The 14,089-nt window shown below is 70.4% G+C and carries 15 protein-coding genes; 3 read left to right on the plus strand and 12 right to left on the minus strand.

Going from position 1 to position 14,089, the window contains the following annotated elements; genetic code table 11:
* Positions 1 to 4: 4 nt before the first annotated feature.
* From IQ210_RS26100 to IQ210_RS26125, 6 genes are all read right to left on the minus strand, one after another.
* Entirely contained in the window at positions 5 to 1,036 is a 1,032-nt protein-coding gene (locus IQ210_RS26100; protein WP_194081536.1) for an inosamine-phosphate amidinotransferase 1, read from the minus strand.
* Positions 1,033 to 1,809, minus strand: coding sequence for an SDR family NAD(P)-dependent oxidoreductase (locus IQ210_RS26105; RefSeq protein WP_194081537.1), 777 nt, complete (start codon positions 1,807 to 1,809; stop codon positions 1,033 to 1,035). Before IQ210_RS26105 ends, IQ210_RS26100 begins: the two co-directional genes overlap by 4 nt.
* The gene (gntA, locus tag IQ210_RS26110; protein ID WP_194081538.1) at positions 1,806 to 2,618 is read right to left on the minus strand and encodes a guanitoxin biosynthesis heme-dependent pre-guanitoxin N-hydroxylase GntA; all 813 of its coding nucleotides are present in this window, start codon (positions 2,616 to 2,618) and stop codon (positions 1,806 to 1,808) included. Before gntA ends, IQ210_RS26105 begins: the two co-directional genes overlap by 4 nt.
* An 11-nt stretch (positions 2,619 to 2,629) precedes the next feature.
* Entirely contained in the window at positions 2,630 to 3,886 is a 1,257-nt protein-coding gene (locus IQ210_RS26115) for an ATP-grasp domain-containing protein (protein ID WP_194081539.1), read from the minus strand.
* The gene (locus IQ210_RS26120) at positions 3,879 to 5,117 is read right to left on the minus strand and encodes an ATP-grasp domain-containing protein (protein ID WP_194081540.1); all 1,239 of its coding nucleotides are present in this window, start codon (positions 5,115 to 5,117) and stop codon (positions 3,879 to 3,881) included. Before IQ210_RS26120 ends, IQ210_RS26115 begins: the two co-directional genes overlap by 8 nt.
* Positions 5,118 to 5,216: 99 nt before the next feature.
* Entirely contained in the window at positions 5,217 to 5,912 is a 696-nt protein-coding gene (locus IQ210_RS26125) for a heme oxygenase-like domain-containing protein (RefSeq protein WP_194081541.1), read from the minus strand.
* A 137-nt stretch (positions 5,913 to 6,049) separates the two neighbouring features.
* Here IQ210_RS26125 and IQ210_RS26130 point away from each other — a divergent pair, with 137 nt between their 5' ends.
* Positions 6,050 to 6,754, plus strand: coding sequence for an ester cyclase (locus IQ210_RS26130; RefSeq protein ID WP_194081542.1), 705 nt, complete (start codon positions 6,050 to 6,052; stop codon positions 6,752 to 6,754).
* A gap of 68 nt (positions 6,755 to 6,822) precedes the next feature.
* On the opposite strand, the gene groL is transcribed toward IQ210_RS26130, so the two are convergent.
* Entirely contained in the window at positions 6,823 to 8,448 is a 1,626-nt protein-coding gene (gene groL / locus IQ210_RS26135) for a chaperonin GroEL (RefSeq protein WP_194081543.1), read from the minus strand.
* Positions 8,449 to 8,571: 123 nt separating this feature from the next.
* Positions 8,572 to 8,880 (minus strand): co-chaperone GroES, encoded by a 309-nt coding sequence (gene groES, locus IQ210_RS26140; protein WP_055493212.1) that lies wholly within the window; start codon positions 8,878 to 8,880, stop codon positions 8,572 to 8,574.
* A 268-nt stretch (positions 8,881 to 9,148) separates the two neighbouring features.
* On the opposite strand from groES, the gene IQ210_RS26145 reads away from it, so the two are divergent.
* Positions 9,149 to 9,427, plus strand: a complete 279-nt coding sequence (locus IQ210_RS26145; protein WP_194081544.1) for a hypothetical protein — start codon at positions 9,149 to 9,151, stop codon at positions 9,425 to 9,427.
* 14 nt (positions 9,428 to 9,441) lie between these two features.
* Here the strand turns inward: IQ210_RS26145 and IQ210_RS26150 are convergent, their stop codons facing one another.
* Both IQ210_RS26150 and IQ210_RS26155 read right to left on the minus strand, forming a co-directional pair.
* Positions 9,442 to 10,167 (minus strand): polysaccharide deacetylase family protein, encoded by a 726-nt coding sequence (locus IQ210_RS26150; RefSeq protein WP_194081545.1) that lies wholly within the window; start codon positions 10,165 to 10,167, stop codon positions 9,442 to 9,444.
* A complete protein-coding gene (locus tag IQ210_RS26155; RefSeq protein ID WP_194081546.1) occupies positions 10,164 to 11,075 on the minus strand; it encodes a polysaccharide deacetylase family protein in 912 nt (303 codons plus the stop codon). Before IQ210_RS26155 ends, IQ210_RS26150 begins: the two co-directional genes overlap by 4 nt.
* 90 nt (positions 11,076 to 11,165) lie before the next feature.
* Between IQ210_RS26155 and IQ210_RS26160 the strand changes: the two genes are divergently transcribed.
* Positions 11,166 to 12,332, plus strand: coding sequence for a THUMP-like domain-containing protein (locus IQ210_RS26160; protein ID WP_194081547.1), 1,167 nt, complete (start codon positions 11,166 to 11,168; stop codon positions 12,330 to 12,332).
* Here IQ210_RS26160 and IQ210_RS26165 read toward each other — a convergent pair.
* Both IQ210_RS26165 and IQ210_RS26170 read right to left on the minus strand, forming a co-directional pair.
* Positions 12,320 to 13,588 carry an RNA polymerase sigma factor gene (locus IQ210_RS26165; RefSeq protein ID WP_194081548.1) on the minus strand — a complete coding sequence of 423 codons (1,269 nt, stop codon included), beginning with the start codon at positions 13,586 to 13,588 and terminating at the stop codon, positions 12,320 to 12,322. The genes IQ210_RS26160 and IQ210_RS26165 overlap by 13 nt on opposite strands.
* A gap of 44 nt (positions 13,589 to 13,632) precedes the next feature.
* The gene (locus IQ210_RS26170) at positions 13,633 to 13,989 is read right to left on the minus strand and encodes a YciI family protein (RefSeq protein ID WP_194081549.1); all 357 of its coding nucleotides are present in this window, start codon (positions 13,987 to 13,989) and stop codon (positions 13,633 to 13,635) included.
* Positions 13,990 to 14,089: the final 100 nt, after the last annotated feature.

The following is a 14,089-nucleotide window of genomic DNA, read 5'->3' on the forward strand; positions in this document are numbered from 1 at the left end:
GCCGCTACACGTACGACTCGAGCGAACCCTGGCGGCGTACGTCCAGGGAGCAGCAGTGGAAGCCGCCGCCGAAGGTGCGCCCGTGGCGGTAGGGCACGGGTACGGCGGTGAAGCCCTCCTTCTCCAACTGGCGGGCCAGTTCGGTCTGCTTGGCCGGGACGATCACCGTCTCCTCGTTGACGGAGAGGATGTTCATGCCGATCCAGGTGGAGGCGCGCGGCCAGGTGAGGCCGTAGCCGTCGTCCTCGGGCTCGTCGAACCAGAGGATCTTCCAGTTCCGCAGCGGCGCCGGGATGGTCTCCGGGGTGAGCCGGCCCGCGTTGGCCAGCAGCACGCCGGGGCGCAGGATGTGCAGGGTGGTGCCCACGTGGTCGTCGCAGATCGAGATCTCGTGCACGGTGAACTCGGGCCCGAGCACGCGGCGGAGCCAGGCGGCGCCGGTGCGGTTGCCGGTGTTGCTGACGTTGAAGAACAGGTCGCTGCCCGCCCGGAGCAGGTTCGCGGCGTCGAACAGCGGCTCGATCTCGGCGAGTACGGGGGTGTCGCCGTCGTAGGCGTAGGTCGCGTCGGCGAGGCGGGGGCGTGGGGCGGCGAGCCAGTTGGCGCCGGAGGCGAAATACTCGGCGAGCAGTCCGCGGAACGGGAAGGTCTCGGTGTAGCGGGCGCGGACCGGCATCGGCGCCTCGATGATGTTCTCGCCGACCACCAGGAGGCAGTCGCGGGGCATCAGCGAGTGGTTGGCGGTGGTGGTCCAGTCGGCGACGGTCAGCGGCGAGCCGTGCACGGCCGGGGCCGGGCGGCGGACGGTGACGCCGAAGGAGGTCAGGGTGTCGGCGAGCGCCTGGAGGTCCTCCTGCGTCTCGTCGATGATCCGGGCCAGGTCGGATTCGGTGACCTGGTCGCCGGTGTGGTCCTCGGGCAGACCGAAGAAGTGGCGCAGCGAGGCGTCCGCGTCCGGGATGTGGAAGTGCTCGGCACTTCCGATCACGATCTCCTCAAGCTGTCCGAAGTCGTTGAACGACCTGACGGAGCTCACGGCGTTTCCTTTCGCTGTGCCGGTGCCGGACGGGTCAGCGAGAGACCGAACGGCTGGTCAATGGACATGAGTTCGACGTAGTTGACGTTCACGTGCGCCGGGGTCCGGTGGGCCCACAGCACGGTGTCGGCGACGTCCTCGGGCGCGAGCGGGCGGATGCCCTCGTAGAGCGCGTCGGCGCGGTCCTGGTCGCCTTTGAAGCGGACCAGCGCGAACTCGCTGCGCACCATGCCGGGGGCGATACAGGTGACCCGGATGCCGGTGCCCTGCACGTCGACGCGGAGGTTGGCCGACAGATGGTGGACGAACGCCTTCGTGGCCGCGTACACGTTGCCGCCGAAGAAGGGGTACTCCGCGGCCAGCGAGCCGAGGTTGATGATGTGCCCGGCGCCGGTGCGGCGCATCGCCGGCAGCACGGCGCGGATGCCGTGCAGGACACCCGAGACATTGGTGTCGATCATCGTGTCCCAGTCCTCGACCGCCCCGTCGTGCAGGGCGCCGAGGCCGAGGGACAGCCCGGCGTTGTTGACGAGCGCGGCGATCTCACCGTCGTCCTGGAGCAGCGCGTCGACCGCGGTGGCGAGGGATTCGCCGTCCCGTACGTCGGCCCGCTCGACGCGGATCAGCTCGGGGCCGAACGCGGCCACCAGGTCGTCGAGCCGCTCCACGCGCCGGGCGAGCACGGCCACCGGCAGCCCCTCCTTGAGGAACCGCTCCGCCACCGCCCGCCCGATCCCGGCCGTACCGCCGGTGATCACGGTCCACTTGGTCATGGGGTGCTGCTCTCCTCGATGTCTGCCTTGTGGGCGACCGGGGCGGGGTCGGTCGGGTAGGCCTCCGCCGCCGGATGGAACGGGCACGTCCAGTCGTCCGGGACGGCACGGCCCGAGTACTGCGCAGCCTCGGACGCCGCCCCGAACTCGGACAGGTTGGGATTGAGCGAGCCCTGCAACTCCAGCTCCCGCTCCCGCACCTGGCCCTGGATGCGCTGGTAGATGCCCTTCTCCTTCAACCGCCCGAACTGGAGGTGGGAGTTGAAGACGAGGGTGGGCAGCGGGAACCGGCGGGTGATCCGGGAGGCGCCCGGGTGCAGGCCGACCACGAAGAAGGCGTGGCCGCCGACGCTGAAGCCGAACCGCTCCGACGCCGGGTCGGGATCGACCGACGGGTCCCAGGGGAACGCGCCGGTGTCCAGGTCGTGCAGGGCCTGGAGCTGCTTCCACAGCAGCTCCTCGAACTCCGTCTCATCGGTGTCCGCCGGTCCCGAGAACGTGGCCGCGAACGTCGCCATCAGCGGGTCGATGTCCTCACGGCGTGCGGCGAAGTCGGCGAGCGCCGCGTGCAGTTCGGTGGTCGTCCCGGGTTCGGCGAGCCGGCCGAAGTGCCGGTGCACGAGCGTGCCGCGCAGCTGCGCGCTCTTGCCCGCCACACAGGAGAACTCCGGCCCCAGCAACTTCTCCGTCAGCTGCGCCGCGGCCTGTTCGGACGGGTTCTCCGTCCGTTCCTCCGCGGCATCGGCCGGCGGGTTCGCCGCCGGCCCCTCCCCGACTTCCCCCGTCGGACGACGGCTGGTGCCAAGCACTGGTATCCCCCTTAATCGCCCTGCTTCTGCGGTACCGGCTCGGCGTCGACCCGGTAGGTCCGCATGACCGTCAGCGCCGCCGCGCGCACGGTCGCGTGATCGGCGCCGCGCAGCCGGAACCGGCCGCCGATGTGGTCGTAGCCGCCGGTGCCGTCGAAGACCGTGCCGATGTCCGGCAGGACCTCCGCGTAGACCTCCGGGACCTCGCCGAGCAGCGGTGTCCTGGACACCACCCGGCAGGGCAGCGGGCGCGGTTCGGGCACGCTGACCCAGCCGCCGCCCGGCGTGTTGTCGTACTCCTCGGCGGGCTTCAGCGGCGGCAGGCCGAGCGTGGCGCGGAACGCCTCGCCGAACAGGTCGATGCCGAACAGGTCCCGGTGCACGAACCCGACCTCGGCGCCGCCGGGCCGCAGACCCACCTCCAGGAAGACCAACTCCCCCTGGTCGGTGGCGAACAGCTCCAGATGGAAGGGCCCGTCGTCCAGGCCCAGCGCCTCCAGGCAGGCGTCGGCGAAGCCGGTCACCCGGTCCCGCTCCGGACCCGGGTCGAGCAGCACCGAGCCGAGCGGCAGGCCGTCGAGGAAGTCCAGGCAGGTGTTGAGATAGCCGGAGGCGCTGACGAAGTGCGGTTTCCCGCCGCGCCGGATGCCGTCGACATGCAGGACCCGGCCCTCGATGAACTCCTCGCACTCGTACGCCGCCGGATCGACCTCGGCCAGCGCACGCGCCAGGGCCGGCACGTCGTCCGCCCGCACCACCCCGCGCGAGGACCAGCCGTCACGCGGCTTGAGGATCACCGGCAGCCCGAGCTCGCCGGCGATCTCCTCGGCCGTGGTGGCCGCGTCCAGGTCGCGGAACCTCGGCACCCGCAGCCCGGCGGCGCCGACCAGCTCCTTCATCCGCGGCTTGTCACGGAAGGCGGTCACGAACTCGGGCCGCCAGCCCGGCACTCCAAGTTCGACGCGCAGCCGCGCGGCGGTGAGCACGTCGTACTCCGACAGCCCCACCACACCGTCGAACGCGCCGTACCGCTCCACGAGACGGCGGGCGATCGGCAGGACGGTCTCGAACTCCAGGTCGTCGGCGACGACCAGGTCGAGGGCTCCTTCGCGGTCCAGGACCGGCAGGCCGTACGGCAGGGTCACGTACGCCAGTCGGCAGCTGCCCGGCTCGACGAACCGGTGGTACTCGCCGAACTCGTCGTCGTACCGGTTGAGGACGAGGTACGTGGGGAGCGCCCCGGGGGTGCTACTGGGGGTGCTACTCAACGCGCACCTCCCGGCCGAGCGCCTCGATGCGCTCCAGGGCCGCCGTGTGCGACTCGGCCGCGAAGACCACATGGCCGAGCAGCGCCCGGAAGTCCTCGGCGGGCGGGATCTCCTCGCCCTCCCGGTAGTAGACGGAGACCTCCAGGACGTCGGGGGCCTCGCGCAGCTCCTCGGCGCCGGCGACCCGGTGGAAGACCTCGAGGCCGTCCGCGGTGAAGCAGTGGATGGCGGCGGTCTTGGCGCGCGGGGCTGTGAACGCGCCCAGCTCGGCGGGGTCCTGGCCGGTGTAGTGGGCCAGCATGATCCGGGTCAGCGAGGTGCCGGTGGCCAGCTCCACCAGGTGCGGGATGCGGTGTCCGGCGAGGCGGGCGCCGATCTCGATCAGCACCGGGTCGCCCTCGGGCAGCCGCAGTTCGCAGTGGAAGATGCCCAGCGGCATGTTGAGCGCGCGGCACAGGTCGACGACGTACGCCTCGATCCTGGCCCGGGTCTCCGGGTCGGTCTCGTGCTGGACGACCATGCCGATCTCGACGAAGTGCGGTTCGGGGCCGAGGAGTTTGGTGGTGAGGGCGGAGACGACGACCTCGCCGTCGGTGACGTACCCCTCGACGCTGATCTCGGGACCGGCGACGTACTCCTCCAGGAGCACCCGCCCGTCCAGGCCGCGGCCGGCGTCGGTGCGGGTGTCGGAGACCAGCCAGTCGTAGGCGCGCCGCAGCCCGTCCTCGTCGTCGACCCGGCTGACGTGCACGCTGCCGGCCGAGGCGGCGGGCTTGAGCACGGCCGGATATCCCACGTGCGCCGCGGCGGCGAGCAGTTCGTCGAGGCCGGACGCCTCCGCGTAGCGGGGCACGCGCAGGCCCGCGGCCTCGGCGCGGGCGCGCATGACGGACTTGTCGCGCAGCGCCGCCACCGTCTCCACCGGCAGACCGGGCAGCCCGAGCCGGTGCGCGAGGCGGGCGACGCTGTCCACGTAGAACTCGAAGCCGGGCAGGATGCCGGTCAGCGGCCGCCGCCCGTGGGCCTCGGCCACCGCCTCGGTGAGCGCCGCCTCGTCGTTGGTGTCGACGACCAGCAGCTCGTCGATGTACTCGCGCAGGGCCTCGGGGATCGTGCGGTCACCGCTGTGGTGGGAGGCCACCACGACCTCGAACCCCTGCTGGTGGGCGGCGAGGATCAGACCGTTCGCCGAGGACATCGGCTCGACGACCAGAATTCTCTGTGCAGACATGGTGATTCTGTTTCTCCGCTCTGGCCGACGGACGGCCCGGAATTACCCTGAGATCGCTGAAATGGAATTACCGGGTCGTCCGTCAAACGTTCTACCGAATCAGGCGGAGGCCAGTTCCCGGGCGCCGACGGTGGAGTCGTAGAGCTCCTGGAAGTAATCACCGATCAGCTCGATGTACGTGGCGAGATCGGCGTACGCCTGCTCCGCGGAGCCGAATCCCTCGACCGCCTGGGAAACGGTGCGGAACATCAGCTCGTCGTGGTCGTGCGACTCGTCGAAGTCCAGGTGCGTCTGGGTGCCCTGGGTGAATTCGGTGCCGAACTCCTCGGCCGCCTTGTTGGTGATGATCTGGTTGTAGCGGTCCGAGTACCACTCGACGAACCAGTCCCAGACCGTCGTCGGCGCGGGACCGCGCTTGTCGGCCTCCAGGCGCAGGTAGCCCATGAGCTGCTTGGTCGACGGGAAGACGTCGGTGGCCTCCAGCTGCTCGCTGGTGAAGCCGAACTTGTTGAGGTCACGGGTGAACATGCCCTCGTGCCCGAACTCCTCGGCCAGGTACTGGGCGAGCTTGGCGGCGAGGCTGTCGTCCTTCGAACCGACCTTGAAGAGGGCGTAGGTGTCGACCTCGTTGTTCAGCCGAATACGCAGCACCGTCTCGGTGATGTGACGAATGTAGTAGTCCCGGTCGGTCCATTCGCCCGCGTGCAGTTCGCGCAGCTTGGTGACGCGCTGGAACTGCTTCTCCATCAATTCCTCGGCCAGGCTCTCGAGTCGGGACCGATCAAGCTTCGTCATTACGGATTCCTCCTCCTTGGATCGGTCATGAGTCTGGCTCGATCGCGAGAGGAGCCACAGGGCCAATATGGAGATCGTGGCCCCATGGGAGCAGAATGGCCTTATCTGCCGGACCCGTGGAGGCCGGAGGCACGACCATGACCTTCGTACAGCTCATCGACTGCAGGACCAGCCGGTTCGACGAGATGAACCAGCTGATGGACAGGTGGGTCGAACAGACCAAGGGGAAGCGGACCGCGACGCACGACGTCATCGGCAAGGACCGCTCGGACGCGTCGCACTTCATCGAGATCGTGGAGTTCCCGTCGTACGAGGAGGCGATGCGGAACTCGAACCTGCCCGAGACGGACAAGATCTTCCAGGAGATGGTGGCTCTCTGCGACGAGATGCCGACGTTCACGGACCTGGACGTCGTACGGGACGAGCAGCTGTACGCCGCCACGGCGCGGCGCTTCTTCGAGGCGCTGGCCGGGCGGGAGGTGCCGTCGCTCGACGGGCTGCTGATCGAGGACTACCACGATCATGATCCGGCCAACGAGCAGGACGTGATCGGGCTGGACGCGGTGCGGCGCGAGGTCGAGATGTGGAAGAGCGGCTTCGACTTCGACTTCACGATCGACGATCAGCTGGCCCAGGGCGACCGCGTGTGCACCCGGTGGACCTGGCACGGCACGCACACCGGGGACTTCATGGGAATCCCGGCCACGGGGAAGCGGGTGTCCATGACGGGCACCACCATCCACAGGTGCGCTCCCGGCGGGAAGCTCGCCGAGGGGTGGTGGCAGTACGACCGGCTGGGGCTGATGGCGCAGCTGGGGATGCTGGACGACCTGGAGCAGTAGGCCCGCGGGCATGGGGAAGCCCCCGGCCGCCGAAGCGGACCGGGGGCTTCCGTCAGGCCTGCGGGGCCTTAGTGGGCGTGGCCGTGGCTGTGACCAGCGGCGGCCGGCTCCTCCTCTTCCTTCTTCTCGACGACCAGGGTCTCGGTCGTGAGCAGGAGGGAGGCGATGGAGGCGGCGTTCTCCAGGGCGGAGCGGGTGACCTTGACCGGGTCGATGACGCCGGCCTTGACCAGGTCGCCGTACTCGCCGGTGGCGGCGTTGAAGCCCTGGCCCTTGTCGAGCTCGGCGACCTTGGAGGTGATGACGTAGCCCTCCAGGCCGGCGTTCTCGGCGATCCAGCGCAGCGGCTCGACGACGGCCTTGCGGACGACGGCGACACCGGTGGCCTCGTCGCCGGTCTTGCCCAGACCGCCCTCGAGGACCTTCGCGGCGTGGACGAGCGCGGAGCCACCACCGGAGACGATGCCCTCCTCGACCGCGGCGCGGGTCGCGGAGATGGCGTCCTCCAGACGGTGCTTCTTCTCCTTCAGCTCCACCTCGGTGGCGGCGCCGACCTTGATCACGCACACGCCGCCGGCCAGCTTCGCGAGGCGCTCCTGGAGCTTCTCGCGGTCCCAGTCGGAGTCGGTGTTCTCGATCTCGGCCTTGATCTGGGCGACGCGGCCGGTGACGTCGGCGGACTCGCCGGCGCCGTCGACGATGGTCGTGTCGTCCTTGGTGATCGTGACGCGGCGGGCGGAGCCCAGCACGTCGAGACCGGCCTGGTCGAGCTTGAGGCCGACCTCCTCGGAGATGACCGTGGCGCCGGTGAGGACCGCCATGTCCTGGAGCATCGCCTTGCGGCGGTCGCCGAAGCCGGGGGCCTTGACCGCGACCGCGTTGAAGGTGCCGCGGATCTTGTTGACGACCAGGGTCGACAGGGCCTCGCCCTCGACGTCCTCGGCGATGATCAGCAGCGGCTTGGAGGCGCCGGCCTGGATGACCTTCTCGAGGAGCGGCAGCAGGTCCTGGATCGAGGAGATCTTGCCCTGGTTGATCAGGATGTACGGGTCGTCGAGGACGGCCTCCATACGCTCCTGGTCGGTGACGAAGTACGGGGACAGGTAGCCCTTGTCGAAGGCCATGCCCTCGGTGAAGTCGAGCTCCAGACCGAAGGTGTTGGACTCCTCGACGGTGATGACACCGTCCTTGCCGACCTTGTCCATCGCCTCGGCGATGAGCTCGCCGACCTGCTGGTCCTGGGCGGACAGCGCGGCGACGGCGGCGATGTCCGCCTTGTCGTCGATCGGGCGGGCGGTCGCCAGAAGGTCCTCCGACACGGCGGCCACGGCCGCGTCGATGCCCTTCTTCAGCAGCGCCGGGGAGGCACCCGCGGCGACGTTCTTCAGGCCCTCGCGGACCAGCGCCTGGGCGAGCACGGTGGCGGTGGTGGTGCCGTCACCCGCGATGTCGTTGGTCTTGGTCGCCACCTCCTTCACCAGCTGCGCGCCGAGGTTCTCGTACGGGTCCTCGATCTCGACCTCGCGGGCGATCGTGACACCGTCGTTGGTGATGGTGGGGGCGCCGAACTTCTTGTCGATGACGACGTTGCGGCCCTTGGGGCCGATCGTCACCTTGACCGTGTCGGCCAGCTTGTTGACGCCGCGCTCGAGGGCGCGACGGGCGTCCTCGTCGAACTTCAGGATCTTCGCCATGACAGCGGGAGCCCTCTCGAAATCTGTGGGTTCAAAAAAGACACTGCGCCCCGGGCGCCCGGTTTCTTAGTGGTCGCGGGGGCCAGGGGCGCAGCGTGGAAGCAACTGAATGCTCGGGGTGACTTACTTCTCGATGATCGCGAGCACGTCGCGAGCCGAGAGGACGAGGTACTCCTCGCCGTTGTACTTCACCTCGGTGCCGCCGTACTTGCTGTACAGCACGATGTCGCCGGTCTTGACGTCGAGCGGCAGGCGCTCGCCGTTCTCGAAGCGGCCCGGGCCCACGGCGAGGACGACGCCCTCCTGGGGCTTCTCCTTCGCGGTGTCCGGGATGACCAGGCCAGAGGCCGTGGTCTGCTCGGCGTCGAGCGGCTGGACCACGATGCGGTCCTCGAGCGGCTTGATGGCAACCTTGGAGCTGGCGGTCGTCACGATCCGACCTCCCCCTTCGGAGATCTCACGGGGTTAACTGTCTGAGGTGGCGACCAGGTCGATCCGTCGTCGCGGGTGCCGGACCTGCCCGTCGCGTATTGGCACTCTCCAGGGGGGAGTGCCAGACCCGAGACTATGACCGCGATTAGCACTCGGTCAAGCGGACTGCTAATTCGCCGCGCGGGCCGTGCCGATTCCCGGACGCCGGAACGCGCGGGGGCACGCGGGACCCTTCTCCCGCGCACGGCCGCAGCCGTACCGTTCCGCCATGCCTCCCCGTGCCCCCGCGGACCGTCTGCTCGCCTCGGACGGCTGTGCACTCGCGCTGCTCGTACCGGCGGAAGTCGCCTTCGGCCTCGTGTGGGCCGCGGTGCTGATGCTCACGCACCGTCCGGGCGCCGCGACGGCATGGCTGGCCGGGATGGCACTGGCGGCCCTTGCGGCGGCCGTCTTCTTCTTCCGGGACGGGTACCGGGTCACCGGGGTCGCGCAGGTGCTGGCCACGGTCTTCTTCCTGATCCTGATGCTGGACGTGGGGAGCCGCTGACCCGCTGCCCGCCCCTAGAGGTAGTCCTCCAGCCTCCCCACCCTCAACCCCGCCCCCTCGATCTCCCGCAGCAGCCGGGTCGTCCGGTCCACCAGGGTGAGGCCTGTCGTCTCCGTCGACGGGAGGGAGATGATGTCGCCGGGGAGCAGGTGGTGGGGGCCGGTGCCGTAGGTCAGGTGGTCGCCCTCCAGCGCCGCCCGCCACAGGACGACCGCGCCGACGCCGCAGTCCGTGGCCGCGCGCAGGGTCGTGGTGTCGTACGTGCCGTAGGGCGGGCGGAAGAGGCGGGGGCGCAGGCCGAAGCGGGAGCCGAGTTTGTCCTGCTGGCCGCAGATCTCGTGGCGCTGGCCGGCGTACGGCAGGCCGCGCAGGGCGGTGTGGTCGAGGGTGTGGTTCTGGATGGACGCGCCGACCGACTGGAGGCGGGCGAAGTGGCCGTAGCCCGGTCCGACGACGCTGTCCGTGAGGAACATGCTGACCGGCAGCCGCCGTTCCCGGACGAGTTCCACGAAGCGCGGGTCCTGCTCGACGCCGTCGTCGTACGTCAGGAAGACCACCTTGTCGGAGGTGCGGACCCGTGTCACCACCGGCGCCCCGGGCCCGGACCGCACCCCCTTCGCGCCGTACGTCACCGCCTTCTTGCCCAGCCGTTCGATGGGGTCGACGGACTGGGCGCAGCCGGTGAGGAGCAGGGCGGTCAGGGCGAGTACCGAGGCCACAGCGGCCTTCGAGGCCCTCACAAGTAGTCCTCCAGCCGTGCCACCGCGTACCCCTCGGCCGTGATCTTGTTCAGAAAGCGCCTGACCATGTCCGGCATCGTGCCCTTCCACTCCCCCCGGCCGCGGAAGTGACTCAGCACGATGTCGCCCGGGTGGATCTTCCGGTCCCACTCGCGGTACTCCCAGTGGTCGACGAAGACCTCCTCGTTCCAGATCGGCGCGTACTTCACCCCGCACGCCTTCGCCGCGACCAGGGTGTCCTCGTTGTAGTTCCCGAACGGCGGGCGGAACAGCAGCGGCCGTTTGCCGTAGTGCTTCTCGATCACGTCCTGCATGCCGCAGATCTCGCGCTTCTGACGGCCGTAGGACAGCCCCGGCAGATAGGGGTGGTGGAGGGTGTGGTTGTTGAGCACCACACCCCGGTCCTGCATCCGCTTGAAGTACCCGTAGTCCTCCTTGATCAGGAAGCCGCTGAGGAAGGCGGTGTACGGGATCTTCAGCTCGCTCATCATCCGCAGGAACTCGGGGTCCTTCTCGGCGCCGTCGTCGAGGGTGAGGAAGACGATCTTCTGCTTGGTGGGGATCGTGGTGAAGACGGGCGGCAGCCCCCGCTCCTCGTGACCGTCGACCTCGAAGCCCTTGCGGGTGGTGATCCGCGGCTTCTTCGCGGGCGGCGCGGGGGCGGCGAGCGGGGCCCTGTTCAGCCCCCACCGTTTCGCGACGGCCACGGAGGCGCGCAGCTTCGTGGCGTACGTGTCGAGTGCGCGGGCCGGGGGCGCCTTCAGGGGCTGCTGGCCGGCCGCGGGACGGACCTTGGAGCTGTCGCCCTGCGCACAGCCGGAGGCGACGGCGGCGAGGGCCAGGACGGCGAGCGTGCCACGCACACTCCACACGGCCCGACTTTTGTCATTTTGTACTACTGATCCCATGGCGCCGGATCTTCGCAGCCCACGGCCCCGGCCCCGGGCCGACACCGCCACCGACGTCGTACGGTCCTCCGACTGGCCCACAATGAACCAGTGAACGACCTCGCCCCCCTCCTCACCCCCGAGGGCCGCGCCCTCCTCGACGCAGTGCGCGGCACCGCCCCCGCCGACGAACTCGCCGTCGCCACCCGGCTGCGCCGCGACCACCCCGCCGAACTGGTGTCGGCGGCGCTCGGCCAGGCGCGGCTGCGTCAGCGGGCGGCGGCGAAGTTCGGGGACGAGGACGCCGGGCGGATGTTCTTCACCCCGAACGGGGTCGAGCAGTCGACGCGGGCGAGCGTGGCGGCGTATCGGGCCGAGCGCTTCCGGGCACTGGGTGTGCGGTCCGTCGCCGACCTGTGCTCCGGCATCGGCGGCGACGCGATCGCCCTCGCGCGGGCCGGCATCAGGGTCCTCGCCGTGGACCACGACCCGCTCACCGCCGCCGCGGCCCGCGCGAACGCCGAGGCGCTGGGCCTGGCCGAGCTGATCGAGGTGCGCGAGGCGGACGTCACGGACATCGACACGTCGCCGTACGACGCGGTGTTCGTCGACCCGGCGCGACGAGGCGGCCGGGGCCGCATCTTCGACCCCGAGGCCTACTCCCCGCCCCTCTCCTGGGCCGTACAGGCGGCGACGAAGGCTCCCCACGCCGCCCTGAAGATCGCGCCCGGTATCCCCCACGAGGCGATCCCGGCGGAGGCCGAGGCCGAGTGGATCTCGGACGGCGGGGACGTGAAGGAGGCGGTGCTGTGGTTCGGCACCGACCCCGGCGCCGTCCGCGCGACCCTGCTCCCCGGCCCGCGCACCCTCCTCGGCCGCGGCCTCCCCGACCCCCAAGTGCGCCCGCTCGGCCGCTACTTGTACGAACCCGACGGCGCCGCCATCCGCGCCCACCTGGTCGCGGAGGTGGCCGAGGAACTGACGGGCGGCCTGATCGACGAGACCATCGCCTACGTCACCGCCGACGAACTCCACCCCACCCCGTACGCCACCGCCTACGAGATCACCGACCAACTCCCCTTCAACGTCAAGAAGTTGAAGGCGCTGCTGCGTGAGCGCGAGGTCGGCATCCTGACCGTGAAGAAGCGGGGCTCGGCGGTGGAGCCGGAGGAACTCCGCAGGAAGGCCCTGCCGAAGCCGCACGGGCGGAACGCGGTGACCGTCTTCCTCACCCGCGTCGCCGGCGCCCCCACCATGCTGCTCGGTCAGCCGGCCTGAGCCTCCCGCGCGCGGCGCAGCAGCAGCTCCCGCTCGCGTTCGTTGCGGGCGAGGGCGGCGGCCCGTTCGAACTCGGCCGCCGCCTCCGTCGTACGGCCGAGGCGGGCCAGCAGGTCGCCGCGCACGCTGGGCAGCAGGTGGTAGTCCCGCAGCCGGGAGGTGAGGGTGTCGACGATCTCCAGGGCCGCTTCCGGTCCCTCGGCCATCGACACGGCGACCGCGCGGTTGAGTTCGACGACCGGCGACGGGGCGCGGACGGCGAGCAGTCCGTACAGGGTGGCGATGGTGGCCCAGTCGGTCTCGTCGTAGGTGTAGGCGTGCGCGTGGCAGGCGGCGATGGTGGCCTGGAGGGCGTACGGTCCGGGGGCGCCGGTGGCTGTGGCCTCCGCCCTTTCGAGGGCCCTGATCCCGCGGGCGATGAGCATCCGGTTCCAGCGGCGGCGGTTCTGGTCCTTCAGGAGGACGGGCTCGCCGTCGGGGCCGGTGCGGGCGGCGGTGCGGGACGCCTGGAACTCCAACAGCGCGGCGAGACCGTGCACTTCGGGTTCCTTCGGCATCAGCCCGGACAGCAAGCGGGCGAGCCGCAGCGCGTCCTCGCACAGCCCGGGCCGCAGCCAGTCGTCGCCGGCGGTGGCGGCGTACCCCTCGTTGAAGACGAGGTAGATGACATCGAGGACGTCGGCCAGCCGGGCCTCGCGCTCGGCTCCGTACGGCACCTCGAAGGCGACGTTCTTGGTGGCGAGGGTGCGCTTGGCGCGGACGATCCGCTGGGCGACGGTCGCCTCGGGCGTCAGGAAGGCGCGGGCGATCTCGGCGGTGGCGAGGCCGCCGAGGAGGCGGAGGGTGAGGGCGACGCGGGCCTCGGCGGAGAGGACCGGGTGGCAGGTGGTGAAGACGAGCCGGAGCAGGTCGTCGTCGATGTCGTCGGGGTCGGCGGGTTCGTCGAACGGGACCGTCTCCGGCAGCTCCCGGCCGATCTCCTGGAGCTTGCGGGCGTAGTTCTCCCGGCGCCGGACCAGGTCGACGGCGCGGCGCCGGGCGGTGGTCATGAGCCAGGCGCCCGGGTTGTCGGGGACGCCGTCGCGCGGCCACTGCTCCAGGGCGGCGACGAGGGCGTCCTGGGCGAGTTCCTCGGCGATGCCGACGTCACGGACGACACGGGTGACGGCGGCGACGATGCGCGGGGACTCGATGCGGAAGACGGTCTCGATGGCGTGCCGCGGGTCGCGCGGGCCGACGGGGGACTGTGGGCTCACAGTCCCCCATGCAACACCCGCGGACGCCCCGGGCCAAGGCGGGCTCAGCCCTCCGCGATCTCCCGCACCTCACAGGTGACGGTCCAGTGCTCCTCGTGGACCTTCAGGAAGCGCTTGGTCCACTCGATGGCCTCGGCCATGTCCTTGCACTGCATGATCGCGTACCCGCCGACGACCTCCTTGGCCTCGGTGAAGGGCCCGTCGGTGACGGAGAGCTTCCCGCCCTCCCAGTGCACGCGGGTGCCCTGGGCGGACGGGGTGAGACCGGCGGTGTCGAGCATGACACCGGCCTTGGTGATCTCCCCGATCAGCGTCCCCATCCGCTCCATCAGCTCGGGGCTGGGGCCTTCGGCGGGGGCGGTGGACTCGTCGATCTGCACGAGGGAGAGGTAGCGGGGCATCTGTGGCTCCTGAGGTCGGGGGCCGGGGTCTTTCCCGGCCTCTCAACCATGCGTCGATCGACCGGGACGGGGATCGACACACGCGCCGCGATTTCTTCGA

The sequence above is a fragment of the Streptomyces justiciae genome, assembly GCF_015163075.1.
Lineage (GTDB): Bacteria > Actinomycetota > Actinomycetes > Streptomycetales > Streptomycetaceae > Streptomyces > Streptomyces justiciae.